Annotated in this window: 14 protein-coding genes; 7 read left to right on the forward strand and 7 right to left on the reverse strand. The window is 53.7% G+C overall.

What is annotated here, in order from left to right:
- Positions 1-2 precede the first annotated feature (2 nt).
- From panF to msrP, 7 genes are all read right to left on the reverse strand, one after another.
- A complete protein-coding gene (gene panF / locus PAGR_RS02395; protein ID WP_014604883.1) occupies positions 3-1,448 on the reverse strand; it encodes a sodium/pantothenate symporter in 1,446 nt (481 codons plus the stop codon).
- Positions 1,438-1,680 (reverse strand): YhdT family protein, encoded by a 243-nt coding sequence (locus tag PAGR_RS02400; protein ID WP_014594741.1) that lies wholly within the window; start codon positions 1,678-1,680, stop codon positions 1,438-1,440. The genes panF and PAGR_RS02400 overlap by 11 nt, the downstream gene beginning before the upstream one ends.
- A gap of 72 nt (positions 1,681-1,752) precedes the next feature.
- On the reverse strand, positions 1,753-3,102 hold the full coding sequence (accC, locus tag PAGR_RS02405; RefSeq protein ID WP_013027437.1) for an acetyl-CoA carboxylase biotin carboxylase subunit: 1,350 nt from the start codon (positions 3,100-3,102) through the stop codon (positions 1,753-1,755).
- 11 nt (positions 3,103-3,113) lie between these two features.
- On the reverse strand, positions 3,114-3,578 hold the full coding sequence (gene accB / locus PAGR_RS02410) for an acetyl-CoA carboxylase biotin carboxyl carrier protein (protein WP_013027436.1): 465 nt from the start codon (positions 3,576-3,578) through the stop codon (positions 3,114-3,116).
- Between the two features lie 25 nt (positions 3,579-3,603).
- Complete coding sequence (gene aroQ / locus PAGR_RS02415; protein ID WP_024472015.1) at positions 3,604-4,056, reverse strand: type II 3-dehydroquinate dehydratase; 453 nt, start codon at positions 4,054-4,056, stop codon at positions 3,604-3,606.
- Between the two features lie 221 nt (positions 4,057-4,277).
- Positions 4,278-4,880 (reverse strand): protein-methionine-sulfoxide reductase heme-binding subunit MsrQ, encoded by a 603-nt coding sequence (gene msrQ / locus PAGR_RS02420; protein ID WP_014604884.1) that lies wholly within the window; start codon positions 4,878-4,880, stop codon positions 4,278-4,280.
- A complete protein-coding gene (gene msrP, locus PAGR_RS02425) occupies positions 4,881-5,885 on the reverse strand; it encodes a protein-methionine-sulfoxide reductase catalytic subunit MsrP (RefSeq protein ID WP_014604885.1) in 1,005 nt (334 codons plus the stop codon). It abuts the gene before it with no gap.
- Positions 5,886-6,170: 285 nt separating this feature from the next.
- On the opposite strand from msrP, the gene csrD reads away from it, so the two are divergent.
- The 7 genes from csrD (at position 6,171) to yhdP (ending at position 17,152) form a co-directional block, all read left to right on the forward strand.
- Positions 6,171-8,120 (forward strand): RNase E specificity factor CsrD, encoded by a 1,950-nt coding sequence (csrD, locus tag PAGR_RS02430; protein WP_014604886.1) that lies wholly within the window; start codon positions 6,171-6,173, stop codon positions 8,118-8,120.
- A 309-nt stretch (positions 8,121-8,429) separates the two neighbouring features.
- Positions 8,430-9,473, forward strand: a complete 1,044-nt coding sequence (mreB, locus tag PAGR_RS02435; RefSeq protein ID WP_003855260.1) for a rod shape-determining protein MreB — start codon at positions 8,430-8,432, stop codon at positions 9,471-9,473.
- A 147-nt stretch (positions 9,474-9,620) separates the two neighbouring features.
- A complete protein-coding gene (mreC, locus tag PAGR_RS02440; protein WP_014604887.1) occupies positions 9,621-10,640 on the forward strand; it encodes a rod shape-determining protein MreC in 1,020 nt (339 codons plus the stop codon).
- Entirely contained in the window at positions 10,637-11,125 is a 489-nt protein-coding gene (gene mreD / locus PAGR_RS02445; RefSeq protein WP_006120976.1) for a rod shape-determining protein MreD, read from the forward strand. Before mreC ends, mreD begins: the two co-directional genes overlap by 4 nt.
- Positions 11,126-11,133: 8 nt before the next feature.
- Positions 11,134-11,715: a Maf family protein gene (locus PAGR_RS02450; RefSeq protein WP_014594735.1), complete on the forward strand. Its 582-nt coding sequence runs from the start codon at positions 11,134-11,136 to the stop codon at positions 11,713-11,715.
- A gap of 1 nt (position 11,716) precedes the next feature.
- Complete coding sequence (rng, locus tag PAGR_RS02455; protein ID WP_013027429.1) at positions 11,717-13,186, forward strand: ribonuclease G; 1,470 nt, start codon at positions 11,717-11,719, stop codon at positions 13,184-13,186.
- A 132-nt stretch (positions 13,187-13,318) separates the two neighbouring features.
- On the forward strand, positions 13,319-17,152 hold the full coding sequence (gene yhdP, locus PAGR_RS02460; protein WP_014604888.1) for an AsmA2 domain-containing protein YhdP: 3,834 nt from the start codon (positions 13,319-13,321) through the stop codon (positions 17,150-17,152).
- The last annotated feature ends 44 nt before the right edge of the window (positions 17,153-17,196 follow it).

A 17,196-nucleotide genomic window follows, 5' to 3' on the forward strand; every position in this document is an offset into this window, starting at 1 on the left:
ATTCAGTGTTGTGGTGCATCAACCGCATGCGGTAAGCGCCCAAACAGGTTGCCGACCAGGAACGCCAGCAGACTTAACATTAATGACGGCACAATGGGATGAAAACCCCATAGTTGCAGACCAAAGGTTGCCAGAACGGCATAACATCCTCCGCCCACCACCATGCCGCTGACAGCGCCGGCGGCATTAGCGCGCTCCCAATATAAACCCAGCACCAGCGGCCATAAGAACACGGCTTCCAGACCACCAAAAGCCAGTAGGTTGAGCCAGATAATCATGTCTGGCGGATGCCAGGCGACAAACAGCAGTATGACACCCAGCAAAAAGGTCACCGTCCCCGATAATATTCGCAACCGCGGCTCATTATCGATTTGCTGCGGTGCAAGGCGCAGGTAGAGGTCTTTCACCAGCGTAGCGGAGGCCTGCAGCAACTGGGCATTGATAGTGGACATGATCGCCGCCATCGGCGCGGCTAAAAACAGCCCGGCAGCCAGTGGTGGTAGCACGGTGATCATCAGCGTAGGGATAACGCTGTCCGGCACGGTCAGGTCAGGTAATACCGCGCGTCCGAGCGCCCCGGCCAGATGCATTCCCAGCATCAGGAGCACAACAACAATGGTGCCAAGCACAATAGCCCGGTGTACCGCTTTACTGTCCTTGTAAGAGATACAGCGAACGGCGGTGTGCGGCAGGCCGATGACGCCAAAGCAGACCAGCACGATAAACGAGCTCAGGAACGTGGGCGTAATAATATCGCCCGGCCCCTCCGGCGACAGCAGCTTGGGATTGATGGCGTGCAGTTTATCGACGGCCGAGTGAATACCGCCAGCGTGGTGAATAACGGCAAACAGCAGTAAAAACGTGCCTATCAGCATCACCACGCCCTGCATCGCATCATTCAGCACACTGGCGCGGAAGCCGCCGAAGGCCGTATAAAGCGCTATTGTGCCGCCAAAGATCAGCAGGCCGGTGTCGTAAGGGATCCCGGCAGCGGTTTCCAGCAGACGCGCGCCACCAATAAACTGCACGGCCATCGCGCCCACGAAGGCAACCAGCAGGCTCAGGCTGGCTAACCAGACCAGCAGCGTACTGCCATAGCGTGCATAGAGCATATCGTTAAGGGTCACGGCGTTGTGCTTGCGCGCCAGAATGGCAAACTTTTTACCCAGCACGCCTAACGACAGCCAGACAGCAGGCACCTGTACCATAGCCAGCAGCACCCAGCCCAGGCCGTACTTATAAGCTGCACCCGGCCCGCCGATAAACGAGCTCGCACTGATATAGGTGGTCGTGATGGTCATTGCCAGGACAAATCCGCCCATTGAGCGGCTGCCCAGGAAATACTCAGTCAGGAAATTTCCCTGGCGTTGTTTTCGCATCGCAAAGACGGAAAGGCCCGCGATAACAGCCAGATAAGCCAGCAGTGGAAGAATGATTTCAGTATTCATTTTCATCCTCCAGCGACATATTCCGGAAGATTTTACGCACCATCATCCAGCATAAAAAAATGAACAGTAGGGGGGCAAAAAGACAGGAGAGCTCAAACCAGCGAGGTAAGCCGGTCAGGCCAGTGGCATTTCCCCCTAACCAGGCAGAACCGCCCCAGACGGCTAACCAGGCCAGCGTCAGATAGAGTGACCAGCGAGCTTCTTTATGAGCCTGTAAATAACGCGCGTCCATAGTGTGACCTCAACGCCAGCGGGAAAAGAAAAAGGCCGGAATATCCGGCCTCAGACTGACTCAGCGTGGCGATTACTTCTCGTGCAGGCCAAGCTTTTTCTCCAGATAGTGGATATTGGTTCCACCCTGCTGGAAGTTCTCATCGGACATGATTTTCATCTGCAGTTCGATGTTGGTTTTGATACCGTCGATAATCAGCTCCGCCAGGGCATTTTTCATACGTGCAATGGCGATATCGCGGGTTTCACCGTAGGTGATTAACTTGCCAATCATGGAGTCATAATAAGGCGGTACGCTGTAACCGGCATAAATATGAGATTCCCAACGCACGCCAAAACCACCCGGCGCATGGAAGCGGGTGATTTTGCCGGGGCTTGGCAGGAAGCTAACCGGATCTTCCGCGTTGATACGGCACTCGACCGCATGACCGCGAATAATCACGTCTTCCTGCTTGATTGACAGCGGCTGACCCGCAGCAATACGCAGCTGCTCTTTAATCAGGTCAACGCCGGTGATCATCTCGGTAACCGGATGCTCAACCTGGATACGGGTGTTCATTTCAATGAAATAGAACTCGCCGTTTTCATACAGGAATTCAAACGTACCTGCCCCGCGATAGCCAATATCAATACAGGCTCGGGTGCAACGCTCACCGATGAAGGAACGCAATTCTGGCGTGATCCCCGGTGCTGGCGCTTCTTCCACGACCTTCTGGTGACGACGCTGCATTGAACAGTCGCGTTCGCCCAGATAAATGGCATTGCCCTGGCCGTCGGCCAGTACCTGAATCTCGATATGGCGTGGATTCTCCAGATACTTTTCCATGTAAACCATGTCGTTGTTGAAAGCCGCTTTGGCTTCCGCTTTCGTCATGTTGATGGATTGTTCCAGATCTTTATCGCTACGCACAACGCGCATGCCGCGACCGCCGCCGCCGCCAGAGGCTTTGATAATAACCGGATAGCCGATGCGCTTGGCGAAGGCACGGTTTTTTTCCATGTCATCGGTGAGCGAGCCATCGGAGCCGGGGACGGTAGGAACGCCCGCTTTCTTCATCGCGGTAATCGCGGACACTTTATCGCCCATCAGGCGAATGGTATCGGCTTTCGGACCGACGAAGATAAAGCCAGAACGCTCAACCTGCTCAGCAAAATCGGCGTTCTCAGAAAGGAAGCCGTAGCCGGGGTGAATCGCCACCGCGCCGGTGATCTCAGCGGCAGAAATCAGCGCCGGGATGTTGAGGTAACTTTTGACCGACTGCGCCGGGCCGATGCAAACCGTTTCGTCTGCCAGCAGCACGTGCTTCAGGTCACGATCCGCGCTTGAATGGACCGCGACAGTCTTGATGCCCAGTTCTTTACAGGCACGCAGAATGCGCAGCGCAATCTCACCGCGGTTAGCAATAACAATTTTATCCAGCATGGTTCGCCCCGTTATTCGATGACAACAAGTGGCTCGTCAAATTCTACCGGCTGACCACTTTCCACCAGAATGGCTTTAACAACGCCAGACTTATCCGCTTCAATCTGGTTCATCATTTTCATGGCTTCAACGATGCACAGCGTGTCACCTGCATTGACTTTCTGACCCACTTCCACGAACGCTTTTGCATCCGGGCTTGGTGTGCGATAGAAGGTCCCTACCATTGGTGAACGTACGATGTGGCCGCTGATCTCAGCAGGCGCGGCTTCTGCAACGGCGGCAACAGGTGCAACGGCTGTCGCCAGAGCAGGCTGTTGAGCAACCGGCGCGGCATAAGCCTGTTGCATCATTGGGTAACCGGTATTTGCAGGTGCGCGACTGATGCGAACAGACTCTTCGCCTTCGGAGATTTCCAGCTCAGAAATGCCAGATTCTTCAACCAGTTCGATCAGTTTTTTAATTTTACGAATATCCATGAATGGGGTTCCGTACTCAGTTTGATTAATTAGTATGAGACAGGCGCTTTACTGCCGTTTGCAATGCCCACGAGTAACCGTCAGCGCCAAGCCCACAAATGACGCCAGCAGAGACATCAGAAAAATAGGAGTGATGGCGAAAAGGCTCGCGACCGTGCACATTTGACAGGTGAACTTCGATAAAGGGAATATTCACCGCTAGCAGCGCATCACGTAATGCTACGCTGGTATGCGTAAACGCAGCAGGATTGATAAGGATATAATCCACATTGCCTTTTGCCTCATGAATGCGATCAATAAGCTGAAATTCAGCATTGGATTGCATATGGCTTAATCTTACATTCAGCTGGTCTGCCTGATGGCTCAAATCGGAAACGATCTGATCCAGGGTGACATCCCCGTATTTTTCAGGCTCGCGCGTCCCTAACAGATTAAGGTTGGGACCGTTCAAAAGCAGAATATGTAATTTGTCGGCCATCTTGCTGCCATCTCCCGCAATCATTGAGGCATCGCGTAAAATACCTTGCCGCTTTCCATTTGTCACCCGTCACAGTAAAAAAGAAGCGTCATATCGCAATAAAGCCGGGCATTATATCCGTTTCGTGGCATTTCGCAGCAAAATACTGGTCTTATCTGCGAAGTTGATCGGGTGCGGCCTGTGGACCCCATTTTTCGCAGACGTTCGGAGAAGCGCAGGGGCTAACGCGGCCACCATTTAATGAACTTTTTATAGCGCCAGGCTAACAGGAACAGGGCGAAAAGCGCGTAGATGACAGGCTGGGGAGAAAGGATTTTTACCGACCATATGTAGTGAATTGGGGCCAAAATCGCGACCAGATAAATCGCGTTGTGCAAGGTTTGCCAGCGTCTGCCCAGTTTTCGCTGCATGCGTTGAAAAGAGGTCACCGCCAGCGCCAGCAGAATAAACCAGCAAATAATTCCCAGCGTGAGATAGGGGCGTGAAATCAGTTCGCTACCGAGCAGACCAAGGTTGTTAATGCCCAGTTCCAGCAGGTAGTAGCTGGTTAAATGCAGGCTGGCCCAGAAAAAAGTCCAGATCCCCAGCAGCCGTCGGGTGCGAATGAGCAAAGGCTGTTTGGCGATGCGCGTTAACGGCGAGACAAGCAGCGTCGCCAGTAGCAGTTTCAGCGCCATACGGCCGGTAAAATGCTGGATATCTTTGGCGGGATCGGCGCTAAGACCGCCCTGCATAGCGGCCATAATCAAGTAAACCAGCGGTAAGAAAGCCGCCAGATGTAGCAGGACTTTAAGCCAGCCGATCTGCTTTATTGTCAGGCGCACTCAATAATTCTCCCGTAAATCCATACCGCGATACAGCGACGCGACCTGATCGGCATAACCGTTGAAGAGTAATGTCGGCTGACGATCCACATTAAAGCTGCTGCCCGGACCAATAAAACGCTCGGTCGCCTGCGACCAGCGTGGATGATTAACATGCGGATTAACGTTGGCATAGAAGCCGTACTCGTTATCGGCAATCTGGTTCCAGGTCGTCGGTGGCTGATCATGCGTCAGCGTGATTTTCACAATGGACTTGATGCCCTTAAAGCCATATTTCCATGGGACCGTCAGGCGAATCGGGGCGCCATTCTGCGGGGGCAGCGCTTTACCGTAAACGCCTGTCGTCAGAATCGTGAGGGGATGCATGGCTTCATCCAGACGCAAACCTTCTACATAAGGGTAATTTAGCCCGCCGCCGATAAAGCGATCTTTTTGACCTGGCATCTGATCGGGAGCATAAAGCGTCTGGAAAGCGACAAAACGCGCTTTGCTGGTGGGTTCAGCCAGCTTCAGGAGTTTATTGAGTTCGAAACCTATCCAGGGCACCACCATCGACCAGGCTTCAACGCATCGCATCCGATAGATACGCTGCTCCATGGCAAAGCGTTTGAAGATATCATCCATATCTAATGTGATGGGCTTTGCCACTTCGCCTTCAATCGTCAGCTTCCAGGGATCGGTCTTTAGCGTCCCCGCATTGGCGGCCGGATCGGCTTTATCAAGGCCAAACTCATAGAAATTGTTATAGCCCGAAACCTTGTCTGCAGGCGTCAACGGCAGGTTAGCCTGGTATTGTGCAGGTTTGGTAAAGTCCAGAGGGCGGCCTGCGGGCGCGGGTGGGCGGTCATTGCCTTTAAACCAACTCAGAATATCGGCGTTGGCCATGCCGGGAATGCTGATAGCGGCAGCGCCCAGACCCAGGGTCTGAAGCACGCGACGACGATTCATATTAAAGATGTTTTCTGGCGTTACATCAGCTTCAGTCAGGCGTTTTTTCAGCGTCATCGTCTCTTCTCCGGCTCGATTTTCATCATCAGCATGATGACTATTACTTAAGCTGGCGAATTTTGCCGCAAAAATGTGAAATTTCCTGGTAAACCCTTCCAATGAGAATGCGCTGAAAAAAGGATAATTAAGCGCTCTGGGCCTTTCTCAACGGTATACTTCGGCTTCATGCACGACCTCGCTGCCGCCGGGAACAATTTGTGTTATTTTTCTCAAAATTTCTCCCGGCGGACGGTCAGAGGGGCGGCGTGATTCGGCTACAACCGTAGTGAAACAGGCACAGGGATGCGATTAACTACCAAACTTTCTGCATTTATTACATTTATTAGCGTACTGGCAATGGTTTTAATGCTGGTTGGCTGTGCTTTTAGCGTTTTCTGGCTCACGCATCAACGCGTTGAAAATCGCGTACAGGTTTTGGCAACGGAAGTGGATAAAGTCTTGCTAAAACAGCCGCCCGATGCGTTAGAAGCCTGGCTTGCGCCGGTCTTACCCGTCATCAATGCTGAGCAGTTATCTTTATACAATGGCCGGCAGAATGTTTTTACGCTTTCCCGCCACGAAAACCAGATGCTGCAACATCAAAAAAACCGCTACATCCACTTTGACATTGCGCTGATGCATCAGCCGGGTATGCGTTTGCAATTGACGATACTTGATCCGGCACAAACCTGGCTACGATCTATTCCCACCACCTATACGCTTGCCGCCCTGATGCTGGTGGTGCTGATTATGGCGGTGACGCTGTTCATCACCCATCGCTGGCTGGTAAGACAATGGCGCGGAATGGAACAGCTGGAGAGCCGGTCGGCATCAATACTCAGCGGCGCGCGCCAGCTTTATCGCAGGAAGCATGCTGATGAGTGGCCGCCCAAAGCCAGCCGGGCAATTGACGTGTTGCTCTCCGATTTACAGGAAGCCGGTGAGCAGCGTGTGCGCATTGATACCTTAATTCGTACCTTCGCTGCACAGGACGGGCGGACGGGGCTGAATAATCGCCTTTTCTTCGACAGTCAGCTGGCAACGCTGCTTGAAGATCAGGAAGATGTTGGCACGCATGGCGTGGTCATGATGATCCGTTTTCCTGAACTTGATACACATGATGATTCACTGGGGCCCGTGCTGGTCGAAGAGTATCTCTTCAATGTCGTGAATATGTTGTCGACCTTTGTCATGCGTTACCCCGGCGCACTTCTGGCCCGCTATTTTCGCAGCGATTTTGCGGTCTTACTGCCGCACCGCAGCCTGAAAGAGGCCAACAGCATCGCCGATCACCTCATCAATGCGGTCGATGCCCTGCCGCCTATGCGCATGGTCAACCGGGACGATTTTATCCACATTGGTATCAGCGCTTGGCACAGCGGACAGACGGTGCCCCAGGTCATGGAAAACGTTGAAATGGCCACGCGTCGGGCAACCCTGTCGGGCGGAAACAACTGGTCCAATGGCGCAGGAAATCCCCTGGATGCCGGGCGCGGCAGCGTTCGCTGGCGTACTCTGCTGGAAAATACCTTAAGTCGCGGCGGCCCCCGGTTATATCAAAAGCCCGCCGTGGACAGAGAGGGTAAGGTGCGGCATCGCGTCCTGCTCACGCGCATTTTTGACGGGGATAAAGAGGTCCTGTCGGCAGAATATATGCCCCTGGTTCAGCAGCTCGGTATGGCTGAGAACTGGGACCGGCAGATGGTATTACGCGTTGCCGCACTCTCTGAACTTTGGCCGGAAGAGACGCTGGCGATCCCCGTTAACATTGAGTCGTTGCTGAAACGTCCCTTTATTGCCTGGTTGTACACGATGTTGCTGCAGTGCCCAAAAAGTCAAAGAAAGCGATTTTTATTTGAACTTGCAGAAGGGGACGTCTGTCAACACATCAGCGATTTGATTCCCGTATTTCACGCATTGCAGGCGTTCGGTTGTCGCATCGCCGTTAATCAGGCGGGTTTGACGGTGGTCAGCAGTGCCTATATCCGGCAGTTACCGGTTGAGTTGATCAAGCTGGATGCGGGTTTAGTGCGTAATATTGAGCGCCGTACAGAAAACCAGCTGTTCGTGCGAAGCTTACTGGATGTTTGCAAACCCACCGGGACGCAGCTGTATGCGACTGGCGTGCGAACGCACGCAGAGTGGCAGACTTTGGTCGGGTTAGGTGTAGAAGGTGGTCAGGGTGACTTTTTTTCACCTTCACAACCGGTTAACAGTAACGTAAAAAAGTACTCCCAACGTTACCGTTTTTAATCGTTTGACCGGTTTCAGGGTTATCGCCTGCGCTTTTGGTGAATATGTGACAATAAACAGGCAGAATAATGCGCCTGAAATGTTAGATTTTATGTCGGAGTAAAGTTAAGAAAATTCTTTAACATGCCGCTCTGATGCCGTGGTATCGCTGTTCCGCTCGTGTGCGTAACAGGCATAAATGATGTAAAGCGAATGCAGTCTAATTTTTCACCGAAGCAGAACGTTTTTGCGCCTTGTGGCAGCTTCGTGTGGTTGGTAAAGTAAGCGGATTTTATTTTCCGCCTCCAGCTTGCAGGATTATCCTTTAGTATGTTTAAAAAATTTCGTGGCATGTTTTCAAATGACTTGTCCATTGACCTGGGTACCGCGAACACCCTGATTTATGTAAAAGGACAAGGCATCGTGCTGAACGAGCCTTCCGTGGTTGCTATTCGCCAGGATCGTGCCGGTTCACCAAAAAGCGTGGCGGCAGTAGGTCATGACGCCAAACAGATGCTTGGCCGTACGCCAGGCAATATCGCAGCTATTCGTCCAATGAAAGATGGCGTTATCGCCGATTTCTTTGTGACGGAAAAAATGCTGCAGCACTTCATTAAGCAGGTTCACAGCAACAGCTTCATGCGTCCAAGCCCGCGCGTGCTGGTCTGTGTGCCAGTTGGCGCTACCCAGGTTGAACGTCGTGCGATTCGTGAATCGGCCCAGGGCGCTGGCGCCCGCGAAGTTTTCCTGATTGAAGAGCCGATGGCGGCCGCGATTGGTGCTGGCCTACCGGTTTCCGAAGCAACGGGTTCTATGGTCGTCGATATCGGTGGTGGTACCACTGAAGTCGCCGTTATTTCCCTGAACGGCGTCGTGTACTCGTCATCCGTCCGTATCGGCGGTGATCGTTTCGACGAAGCCATTATTAATTATGTGCGCCGTAACTATGGTTCACTGATTGGTGAAGCCACGGCAGAACGCATCAAGCATGAGATCGGCTCGGCTTATCCGGGCGATGAAGTGCGCGAAATTGAAGTGCGTGGACGTAACCTGGCGGAAGGTGTGCCACGCGGCTTTACACTTAATTCCAACGAGATTCTTGAAGCCCTGCAAGAGCCTCTGACCGGTATCGTCAGTGCAGTCATGGTTGCGCTGGAACAGTGCCCGCCGGAGCTGGCATCTGATATCTCCGAGCGCGGTATGGTACTGACCGGTGGTGGTGCGCTGCTGCGTAACCTGGATCGCCTGCTGATGGAAGAAACCGGTATTCCTGTGGTCGTCGCGGAAGATCCCCTGACCTGCGTGGCTCGCGGTGGCGGTAAAGCGTTGGAAATGATCGACATGCATGGCGGCGATTTATTCAGCGAAGAATAATTGCCTCAACCGGCTGGAATCGTTGTAACAGTGCGCAGGGAGTAGCGTGTAAACCGGCGCTGCGTGCATCGGTATGATGTGACCAGCCCAGGAAAGTGCGGCCCGCCCGTACTTTCTTACCTTGTAGTCGAGGAACACGCAGATTATATGAAGCCGATTTTTAGCAGAGGGCCTTCTCTGCAATTGCGTCTATTTCTGGCGGTGATTGTGGCGATTGCCATTATCATCGCTGATAGTCGCGTGAGTTCATTTACTCAAATACGCAACTATCTGGACACGTCGGTCAGTCCGTTTTACTTCCTGGCCAACGGGCCGCGCCAGCTACTTGATGGCGTGTCAGACACGCTGGCTTCTCGCCAGCAGCTCGAACTGGAAAATAAAGCGTTACGTCGAGAGCTTTTTCTGAAGAACAGCGACCTGCTCATGCTGGGGCAATATAAGCAGGAGAACGCGCGCCTGCGCGAGCTGCTGGGTTCCCCACTGCGTCAGGACGAGCACAAGATGGTGACCCAGGTGATCTCTACCGGCACCGATCCTTACACCGATCAGGTCGTGATCGATAAGGGCAGTGCGAATGGCGTATACGAAGGCCAGCCGGTTATCAGTGATAAAGGTGTGGTCGGTCAGGTGATTGCCGTAGGCCAGTTCACCAGCCGTGTTCTGTTGATTTGTGATGCATCACATGCGCTGCCTATTCAGGTGCTGCGCAATGACATTCGTGTCATCGCAGCGGGCAATGGCTGTACGGAAGATCTGCAGCTGGAGCATCTGCCGGGCAATACTGACATTCGCGTTGGTGACGTGCTGGTCACCTCTGGTTTAGGTGGCCGTTTCCCTGAAGGCTATCCGGTGGGTGTTGTGTCATCGGTCAAGGTTGACACACAGCGCGCCTACACGGTCATTCAGGCGCATCCCACCGCGGGTCTGCAACGCCTGCGTTACCTGCTGCTGCTGTGGGGCGCGGATCGCAAAGGCGAGATGCCGATGGCACCTGACGATGTTCATCGGGTAGCTAATGAACGGCTGATGCAAATGATGCCGCAGGTTCTGCCTCCCGCCGGTGAAATGGGCCCTCCTGCGCCTTCAGCGCAGAACACCACTCCGGCGGGCAGTGGCGAAAGCGCCGCACAGGGTTCCGCTTCGCGCTCACGCGGAGGCCAGAATTGAGTCGATATCGCAGCCAGGGTCGATGGGTTATCTGGCTGTCCTTCCTTATGGCCTTTATTCTGCAAATCATGCCGTGGCCGGAACAGATCTATATGTTCCGGCCATCATGGCTATTGCTGATTCTCGTGTATTGGGTTCTGGCGCTACCGCACCGTGTCAACGTCGGAAGTGGTTTTCTGCTGGGAGCGATTATGGATTTAATCGCGGGTTCGACGCTCGGCGTTCGGGCGTTGGCGCTGAGCATCATCGCCTATCTGGTCGCATTTAAATTCCAGCTATTCCGTAACTTAGCGTTGTGGCAGCAGGCGTTAATGGTTATGGTGCTGTCATTAGCAATGGATGTGATCGTCTTCTGGGCGGAGTTTCTGGTGATCAACGTCTCATTCCGCCCTGAAATTTTCTGGAGCAGTGTTGTCGACGGGATTCTCTGGCCGTGGCTATTCTTATTAATGAGAAAGATCCGCCGTCAGTTCGCTGTTCAATAAGGAAATTTATGGTAACCCTTTATCTGGCCTCCGCGTCTCCCCGTCGACGTGAGCTGCTGACCCAACTGGGTCTGACCTTTGAGCGCATCATCACTGACGTTGAAGAACAGCGTCAGCCCCATGAAGCGGCAGACGTTTATGTCCGCCGCCTGGCGCATGACAAAGCGAAAGCCGGCACGCTGATTGCCCAACACGATCTGCCGGTGCTGGGCGCGGATACCATTGTCGTGCTCAATGGAGAAGTGCTGGAAAAACCGCACGATGCCGACCATGCCAGCGCCATGCTCAGTAAACTCTCCGGGAAAACCCATCAGGTCATGACCGCAATTGCCCTCGCCGATCGTCAGCAGGTGCTGGACTGCCTGGTGGTAACCGAGGTGACATTTCGTAACTTAACCGCGCGCGACATTACCGATTACATCGCAACAGGTGAACCCATGGATAAAGCCGGCGCGTACGGCATTCAGGGGAAGGGCGGAAACTTTGTTCGTAAAATCAATGGAAGTTATCACGCGGTGGTCGGATTGCCCTTGGTTGAGACAGCGGAGCTGATCGACCATTTTCAGTCACTGCGTGCCGTAAGGGGTTAACATGACGGCTGAACTACTGGTTAACGTTACGCCTGCTGAAACGCGTGTCGCCTATATCGACGGCGGCATCCTGCAGGAAATCCATATTGAGCGTGAAGCCCGACGCGGCATCGTTGGCAATATCTACAAGGGACGCGTCAGTCGCGTGCTGCCTGGCATGCAGGCGGCCTTTGTGGATATCGGACTGGACAAGGCCGCTTTCCTGCATGCTTCTGACATCATGCCGCATACGGAATGTGTCGCAGGCGATGAAAAGAAAAATTTTGTCGTACGCGATATCGCAGAACTGGTTCGTCAGGGGCAGGATTTGGTCGTGCAGGTAGTGAAAGACCCGCTTGGCACAAAAGGCGCGCGCCTGACTACGGATATCACGTTGCCTTCCCGTTATTTGGTGTTCATGCCTGGTGCTGCGCACGTCGGGGTTTCTCAACGTATTGCCAGTGAAAAAGAACGCGAGCGTCTCAAAGCGGTGGTGGCTGACTACTGCGACGATCTGGGCGGCTTTATTATTCGCACGGCAGCCGAAGGCATTGGCGAAGAAGAGCTGGCACAGGATGCCGCCTTTCTGAAACGTCTGTGGACCAAAGTCAGCGAGCGGAAAAAACGTAACCAGACACGTTGCCTGCTTTATGGCGAACTGGCGCTGGCGCAGCGTATTCTGCGAGACTTTGCCGGCGCAGCCCTTGACCGCATTCGCGTAGACTCGCGGCTGACCTGTGATTTACTTAACGAGTTTACCAGCGAATACATCCCCGAGATGGCCAGCAAGCTCGAACTTTACAACGGCAAGCAGCCCATCTTCGATCTGTTCGACGTTGAAAATGAGATTCAACGCTCGCTGGAGCGTAAAGTTGAACTCAAATCTGGCGGATACCTCATCATCGATCAAACTGAAGCGATGACGACGATAGACATCAACACGGGTGCCTTTGTCGGACACCGAAACCTTGATGAGACGATCTTTAATACCAACGTGGAAGCCACTCAGGCCATTGCACGTCAGCTAAGGCTTCGCAACCTTGGCGGCATTATTATCATCGACTTCATTGATATGAGTAATGAAGATCATCGTCGTCGCGTACTGCATTCACTGGAAACGGCGCTGAATAAAGATCGGGTCAAGACAGGTATCAGCGGTTTTTCCGCATTGGGGCTGGTGGAAATGACCCGCAAGCGCACGCGCGAAAGCATTGAGCACGTGCTGTGCGAAGACTGTCCTGTGTGCAAAGGGCGCGGCACGCTGAAAACGGTTGAAACCGTGTGCTATGAAATCATGCGCGAAATCGTCCGCGTGCACCATGCTTATGATTCGGATCGTTTCCTGGTGTATGTTTCGCCAACCGTAGGTGAAGCGTTGAAAACGGATGAGTCCCATGCGCTGGCCGAAGTGGAGCTTTTCGTGGGCAAGCAGGTAAAGGTGCATGTCGAAGCGCTTTACACCCAGGAACAATTTGACGTGGTGATGATGTAATACTGGCTGGTCGGGCTGACGATGCCTGACTGCACATTTTAGGGTAAAATGTGAACCCATACCGCTATGTCATAGGACGCCGGGTATGAGCAGCAACCATCCGTCGTTAACGGTAGACAAGGAGAGGTGTGAGTGAGGCAGTTGCCAAGAATTCTGTTACTGCTGCTCGCGACAGTCGTTGTGATTGTGGCGCTGCTCGTCAGCGCGCTACGTCTGGCGATGCCGCATCTCGATGCCTATCGCAGTCAGGTCCTTCAGTGGGTTTCTGACGCCAGCGGCGTCAACGTGAAAGCCAGTGAGCTACGTGGCAAGTGGGAGAATTTTGGGCCCACGCTACAAATCCGCAATTTAGACGTCGATATGAAAGAGACGGGGTCGCTCTCTATCGCGCGTATCACCGTGGCACTGGACGTCTGGCAGTCACTGCTTCACTGGCGCTGGCAGTTCCGCGATCTTACCTTCTGGCAGTTACATCTCGACAGCACACAGCCTCTGTTAACCAGTGACAATGACAAGCACAGTTTCAAACTCACTCAGGTTAACGATCTGTTTTTGCGCCAGTTCGATCACTTTGACCTGCGTGACAGCACCATTCGTTTTATCACGCCATCCGGCCAACATGCTGAACTGGCGATACCGAAACTGACATGGCTGAATGAAAACACCCGGCATCGGGCTGAAGGTGAAGTCAGCTTGTCGAGCTTTACCGGCCAGCACGGCGTGGTGCAGGTCCGTCTCGACCTGAAAGACAGCGGTGACTTACTCAACGATGGTCGTATCTGGATGCAGGCTGATGACGTTGATATGCGCCCCTGGCTGGGCCGCTGGGTGCGGGATAATACGCGTCTTGACAGTGCCCGATTCAGTCTGGCGGCCTGGGTTAATTTGCGCGATGGCGACGTCTATGCCGGCGATCTGCTGTTAAGTCGGGGCGGCGCAAGCTGGCAGGGCGAAAGCGGCCCACATACGCTGAGCGTTGATAATCTTACAGCCCACTTGTCGCGTTACAAAAATGGCTGGGTGGTTAATGTGCCGCAAACCAAACTCAGCACAGACGGTAACGCCTGGCCCGCTGGTCATTTTTCTCTGCTCTGGCAACCTCAGGACGCGCAGATGCCGGGCAGCAACAGCGAGGCTGAGGTACGGGTTCGCGCGACGCAACTGGCGCTGGACCATATTGCCCCCCTGGTGCCGCTGTTTGCGCCCTTGTCACCGGCGCTGTTTGATAACTGGCGAGCACTGCGACCTCGCGGCACCATTGACGGGCTGGCCTTGGATATTCCTGTTGAGCAGCCTGAGCAGACACGCTTTCAGGTTAAATGGCGAGATTTCAGCTGGCAGTACTGGAAACTGGTTCCGGGAATCAGTCATTTAAGTGGCGAGGCAGCAGGCAGCCTGAATAACGGACAGGCCAGGATTGCGATGGGTCAGGCTACGGTGCCCTATGGTGATATGTTCCAGGCCCCGTTAGAGATCAAGAAGGTGACCGGCAGCATGAACTGGCTGCGTGACCAACACGGACTGACTCTGGCAGGTCAGGATCTTGATGTACAGGCGCGTTCACTCTGGGCGCATGGCGATTTCCGTTATCAGCAAAATACCGATACGCATCCTCAGCTGGATATCCTGGCCGGGATCAACGTTACTGACGCGGGCGATGCCTGGCGCTATTTCCCAACGCCGTTAATGGGGCATTCACTTACGCGCTATCTGAGCGGTGCCGTAAAAGGGGGCAGGGTCGACAATGCCACGCTGCTGTTCAATGGCAATCCGGCGCTTTTCCCCTTCCAGCACAACGACGGCATGTTTCAGGTCTGGGTACCGTTACGCAAGGCTACCTATGGCTTCCAGCCGGGCTGGCCGGATATCAGCAATCTCGATATCGATCTTAACTTTCTCAATGACGGTTTGTGGATGCAGGCTCCTCTGGCAAAACTGGGGGAGGTTAATGCCCGCAACGTCAGCGCCGTCATTCCTGATTACATGAAGGAAAAGCTGATTATCAATGGCGATATCAGCGGTGATGGGCAGGAAATTGGCGAATACTTTCAGCACACGCCACTTAAGTCCTCGCTGGGCGCGGCGCTGGAGCAGCTACAGATTAAAGGTCTGACCAAGGGCCACCTCAAACTTGATATTCCGCTGGATGGTAAGGATGTTCGCGCCAGCGGTGATGTGGTGATGAACAATAACAGCCTGCATATCAAGCCGCTGAACACCACCATGACGCATCTGACAGGACAGTTTCGTTATGACAACGGCAATCTCGAAAGCGATCAGATGCAGGCTAACTGGTTTGGTCAGCCACTCAATGTCAGCTTTAGTACGAAAGAAAACCCCGATGATTTTGGCGTTAACGTAAAGTTGCTTGCTGACTGGCAGCTGGCAAAAATTACCGGAATGCCGCCTCAGATTGGCACCCAACTGGCCGGGCATCTTCCCTGGCAGGGTGAGGTGAACGTTTCCTTACCGCACAAGGGCGGCGCGCGTTATGACGTAGCCTTGAAAGGTGACGGAAAAGAAGTAAGTAGTCGCTTACCTTCGCCGCTTGATAAAAAAGCGGGCGAAAGCCTGCCGATCGCCGTCAATGCTAAAGGCGATTTAACGCATTTTGATCTCAGCGGTAGCGTGGATGAACGACATAAGTTCAACAGCCGCTGGCTGCTGGAACCCACACTGCGCGTCGATCGGGGCATCTGGCTTAACGATACAAAAACCCTACCGACGTTGCCAGACCGATCGGGAATGGTGCTGAACCTGCCGGCGCTGGATGGCGAAGCCTGGGCGGCATTGATGGCGACCGGCGGCGGCGGATCAACCCGTTCGACGACGGGTGAGCATCAGGTGGGCGGCGCAACGCTGCCAGGCAATATTATCCTGCGCAGTCCTTCTGTGACTCTGGCCGGGCAACAGTGGCATAACGTTGATACCTCTCTCACTCAGGAAATGAGTGGTAAGACCCGGGTGAAGGTCAACGCCGATGAGCTGAGAGGCCAGTTAACGACCTCACCTTCGGCCCCGTGGCAGATTGCACTGGATTACCTGTATTACAATCCAGAATGGAAGGCGACGGCCGATCAAAAAGGCGCGTCGACTTCACCGCTGGGACAAAAGAGCGAGCGGATCGATTTTAGTCAGTGGCCTGCCTTACAGCTGCAGTGTGCGGAATGCTGGCTGATGGGGCAGAAGTATGGCCGGGTGAACGCCAGACTGCAGCCCAATGGAAGTACGTTAGCACTCACTAACGGACTGGTTGACACCGGCACCTCGCGCCTGAATATTCAGGGCGAATGGGTTAATCGTCCAGACGACCAGCGAACCTCATTGAAAGGCACATTACAGGGCAGCAACATCAATAACGCCACCAACTGGTTTGGCGTAAATACACCGCTGCGGGATGCGCCTTTCAAGATTGATTATGATCTGCACTGGCGCTCTGCACCGTGGCAGCCTGCAGCGGAAACGCTGAGCGGCACATTAAAAACGCATTTTGGCAAAGGGCAAATCAGTGATGTGGATACCGGCGCTGCGGGACAGATCCTGCGTCTGCTGAGCTTTGATGCGTTGTTGCGCAAACTGCGTTTTGACTTCAGCGATACCTTTAACAAAGGATTCTACTTCGACGCCATCAACGGCACCGCCTGGATTGAAAATGGCGTCGTACGCACGGATAACCTGCTTGTCGATGGGCTGGAAGCGGATATCGCCATGCAGGGGAATATGGACCTGGTGAAGCGCCGCATTGATATGGAAGCGATAGTCACGCCAGAAATCTCAGCCTCAGTCGGCGTAGCGGCTGCGTTTGCCATCAATCCGGTGGTGGGCGCTGCGGTATTTGCTGCCAGCAAGGTGCTGGGGCCGCTCTGGAGTAAGATTTCCGTGCTGCGTTATCACATCAGCGGGCCGCTGGATAAGCCTGAAATTGATGAAGTAATGCGTAAACCACGCGAAACCTATAACAAGTGATATTTGACGGCGTAACATAATTGCCGCAGGCTATGATTATCCGA

This window comes from Pantoea ananatis PA13 (genome assembly GCF_000233595.1).
GTDB lineage: Bacteria > Pseudomonadota > Gammaproteobacteria > Enterobacterales > Enterobacteriaceae > Pantoea > Pantoea ananatis.